Origin of the sequence: Ruegeria sp. HKCCD7296 (genome assembly GCF_013110775.1) — a bacterium.
GTDB lineage: Bacteria > Pseudomonadota > Alphaproteobacteria > Rhodobacterales > Rhodobacteraceae > Ruegeria.
Window position 1 is genome coordinate 1 of sequence record NZ_WVRF01000034.1, and the last position, 4091, is coordinate 4091.

Consider the following 4091-nt stretch of genomic DNA (forward strand, 5'->3'; position numbering starts at 1 on the left):
ACCTATGTCCAAATCCAAGCATGAGCAACCGAACGACGGTTAACGTGACAACACCTACCCGAGGAGTACGGCACGGAGTATCTGGAGAAACTGGTCAGAAACGGCATTGATGTTACGATAGTGACAAATTCTCTTGCCTCAACCAATCATCCCTACACCCATGGCCATTATGCAAGGTATCGTAAACGCCTGTTATTGGCCGGAGTAAACTTCTTTGAGGTTCGTGCCAGTACTTCGCGTTCGAAAGAGGGTGTGGAGATACCGTTGACCCTTCATACAAAAATTGCTTTGATAGATAGGGCTTATGTTTTCGTGGGATCTGCAAATGTTGATCCAAGGTCCGTTCGGCAGAACTCGGAAATCGGAATGTTGATCCGCAGCCCTGGCCTTGCCGAAGAAATCCAGAAACAGCTGGATGCGGCTCTACCGGTCTACACCTACAAGGTGTCGATAAGTGAAGCCGGAAAACTACAGTGGGAAGAAACTGCGTCAAAGAGCAACAAGCTATTGCCCCAAGAACCATCAGCAGGGATCTGGCGCAAATTGATTGCGAAAGTTTCCGGCTGGCTTCCGATTGAAAGCCAGCTTTGATGCCGGTTTTCAGTAAACTTCCAGCTCAAGCAGGTTCCAAAACCCTTCCCTGCTGAGACACGACCACGATAACATCCAGCGATTCGAAAATAGCCGAAAGTTCCGTTTGGAGTTGCAACGTAAGCTGGTCAATCCGCGCGGCCAGGCAAGGAAGCTGCGGATCATAGTAAACCATAATAGTATAACCACGCCCCAGCTTCGATACGGACAGATCAATTAGTGTGCCCCCGTCTGAGCGCAATGTGTCACGCACGGCCCTGCGTGCCGCAGCAATGTGCTGAGGTGCCGCAGTTGCCCCTGCCAATTCTTGCACGCCTGACATAAAGTCCCTGAAATATTGCACGATGACGGTCGCACATAGAACAAGCACTATGATTGAGTCCCCGACAGGCACAATTGGTGCCAGAAAACCATCTTTGAAGAAATGAATGCCCAAAAGTCCAACTGCAGCAGCAAAGGTGATGATGCCGTCAAATGCGGCCGCTTTCTTTTCCAGCCGCAGAACGTCACTTTGCTTTCCGGTCTTCAGCCACGAACGGGTGTGAAACCCCCAAAGCAGCAGGCAGGTGAGACCGACAACAACAAAGTACCCAACCATCGGAGCAAACACCAACTCCGTTTGGGCTTCTCCGTTCAGGTATCCCGCAATGCTCAGGGCGGCGTTGGAAATCGCGAAGACCACCAATCCTAACAAAGACAGCGATCTGAAGGTGGTAAACAGCGCTTCATCGCCAGCATAACCATAGGGGCGAAATTTGTCCGGTTTCTTTTGCGCATTACGTGCCACCCGTTTTCCAAACACAGCAGAAGTAAAGCCGATAAGTGAAAACAGCCCGTCCACCAGAATAGCCTGAGAATGGGAATAATACGCGGCAACAATCCCAGCCGCAGCCATGAACAAATTTCCCACCATTCCCACATTCATGGCGCGAATTTCGAGCTCGTGCCGACCTTCAACCATCGAAGAATTCATAATCTGTTCCTAAGTTCCCAAGCTCTGGATATCGTACGACGCCCGCACGTTAATGGTCCGGCCATAGTACCAATTCCGCTAGTATCACATCTCATCCGAAGCCAAGTGCTTTGTGCCTCTCCGTATTAAATCCACAACGCCGGCTGCATAAGGGAGATCGCTAAGATATTCGTCGAGCGTAAATTGATCGGATGGAAAGTTCGACAGCGCATCGTCTGCCAACTCAGCCTCGCCTGCCAGTCCGTGAATAGCAGCAATCAACAGCCAATCACCTGCATGTTCACGGGCATCAATCAGGCGCACTTTTTCTGAGGCCGATACGTAATCTCCTTTTTCGACATCTTCGAGACACAGGATGATATTCGTCCAGATTGGCAACAGTGGATTAATGTCCAAAGCCTGCCGTACCATTTGGCCGCCCAACTTTATGTCGCTCACAAGCGCCAACCATGCTCCTGCTAATGCGATCAACAAGGCACCGTTGGGATTGGCCTGTATCGCGGCGCCGATCAAGCGCTCAAACCGTGGACTGTCCCCAGCCATCTGCGCGTAAATAGCCGCAGCAAACAGGGCTTCCTGACATTGTGGTTCAAGCGCAACAGCCTTTTCTGCATGGGCCTTCCCTTGTTCCAATACCGCACTCAGGCGTTTTTGGCCGAGCGCAACTTCCTCCACATACCCCAGCGCAACCAAGGCATGGGCCAAACCTCCGGAGTCATTGTTTTCGGTAGCATTCAGAGCAAGATTCATCATTTGCTGTAAGCTGCCTGATCTGGATGTACGCAGGTGAGCATGGAAAGCCAATAAAGCCTGATATGCACTTTGCCCGGATGTTGCGCGACTTGTGAAACGCTCTGGTGCATCCGTGGCGACAACTCCGTAAGCGTCGGCTATTTTCACCGCGCATTTTTTTGCTACTTGTTCCTGAAAATCAAAACAGTCCATGTTGTCCGGATCAAAATCGCGCCGATCAGACCACAAAATTGATCCATCACTAGCTCTTTTAAGTTGCATAATCAGACGCAGGCTGGATTGGGCGTCCCTCACTGTTCCATCCAGAACATAGTCACAATGCGGTATGAAGTGCGCCGAAGTATCGTCCGAAGGCGCGTCATCATACCCCGTCAGAACGCGGATATGGGCAAATCGTGCAAGCTCAAGCCCCAGTTCCTCGGGAAAACCATCGCGAAAAAACCGGGCACGTATCGTATCTGATCCGGAAAAGGCACAGATGCCCAAAATTGGCCATCCAGCACCGTCTACCAGCGATTTCCCTTGCGTTTTTTCCTTAGCAAAATTTTTTTCAAACTGCGGGCGATATTGCCCCTTGGGGATAGCTATAGACACCAGGTCATTGGCCCCCGAGGTCAGGTAATAATAGTCCAGCGCTTTGCGTAATTTGACAGCCTCGATACGGACAATCGGATCCACATTGGGATCAAAGTCAGCACCTCGTCCAAAAACATCCATAGCCAGGGCGGTTCCCCTTAATTCATCGCCGCGCCCTTCAAGCTCACGGTGAACAAGGTGCTCAAGAAACGATTTTGTCCTCGCGCTGCCATCAAAGTCTTCGGATGTTACAATGCGTTCCAGCTGTTTCAGGATATCCGCTTTGTCAAATTTTTCTGGCACGGCAATTCTCCTGCATCGTCACGTCATCAAGTTTGCCAATGTAAATTACTGTATAGCAACATGTTACTTCCTCCCACCAATCCCATCACATTCCTAACTGAAAGCCATCTTGGAATACGGGTAATACCGAAGGAGGCTTTTGATGACGTACAGATGGACAATTTCGGTGATTGTCACCCTTGCGGTGTTGGTAACGGCTGTTTCAAGCGCGCATTCCACAGACATGTGGCAAGACAAACCGGTTCAGACTCATTACGGGAGGCCGGTCCAAACCGAGCGTACCAATCTCTCCCGAACCGCGGGCGGCACTACTTCAAGGAAATCCGAACTTCATCCAACGGAAGCTCAGAAGTCCTCCGAATGTCAGGTCCCTGATCTAAGAATTTTATGGCTACACCGACTGAGTAACCTTCAATATTGTCGCCTTTCGCAATACGAGCCATAAGGCGCAGCTCTTCGACCCAGGCAGAGTCGTTTTTGGACAGGTCCAGCTCAATCCCGGCGCCCAACTGGGCAAGCCACTCACTGTCCAAAACGATTCCCTGATCACCCGGGATATAAGAGGCCGATACTTCACCAACCCAACGCGTGGGCTGGGAGAACACCCGAACACCCGTTGGCACTCTGACCCGGGACCAGGCTACGGTTGATATCGCTTCGGCCTGACCAACAAGATCGGTGTCCAGCGGTTCCAGAATGATGTGCGTATGCCTAAATCGCAGATCGAGTTCATAGTCATTCGCCCAACGACGATTAAATTCAGCAACCAACGATCCTCCGTATCCCAGCGCGGTAATGCCCCCGTCACTAAGAAAATCCAAATCGGCATCCAGGATGCTGCTAGGCTCAGGACCCATTGATTTCCGTTTGGTTGCGTGATTCACGGGCCGAAAAA

General features: G+C 51.0%; 3 protein-coding genes and 1 pseudogene. 1 reads left to right on the top strand and 3 read right to left on the bottom strand.

Annotation, left to right across the window (positions count from 1 at the left end):
- Nucleotides 1-81: 81 nt before the first annotated feature.
- Nucleotides 82-591, top strand: a complete 510-nt coding sequence (locus GS632_RS21915) for a phospholipase D-like domain-containing protein (protein ID WP_171722502.1) — start codon at nucleotides 82-84, stop codon at nucleotides 589-591.
- A 25-nt stretch (nucleotides 592-616) separates the two neighbouring features.
- On the opposite strand, the gene GS632_RS21920 is transcribed toward GS632_RS21915, so the two are convergent.
- The 3 genes and pseudogenes from GS632_RS21920 to GS632_RS21930 form a co-directional block, all read right to left on the bottom strand.
- Nucleotides 617-1564 (bottom strand): cation transporter, encoded by a 948-nt coding sequence (locus GS632_RS21920; protein WP_171239112.1) that lies wholly within the window; start codon nucleotides 1562-1564, stop codon nucleotides 617-619.
- Nucleotides 1565-1648: 84 nt separating this feature from the next.
- Entirely contained in the window at nucleotides 1649-3196 is a 1548-nt protein-coding gene (locus GS632_RS21925; protein ID WP_171722500.1) for a hypothetical protein, read from the bottom strand.
- Between the two features lie 308 nt (nucleotides 3197-3504).
- Nucleotides 3505-4091 (bottom strand): annotated as a pseudogene (locus GS632_RS21930) (hypothetical protein); the annotation flags it as partial.

Bases quoted from the DNA above. Each gene is read 5' to 3' on its own strand.
- GS632_RS21920 (WP_171239112.1), bottom strand. From the start codon at position 1,564: ATGAATTCTTCGATGGTTGAAGGTCGGCACGAGCTCGAAATTCGCGCC.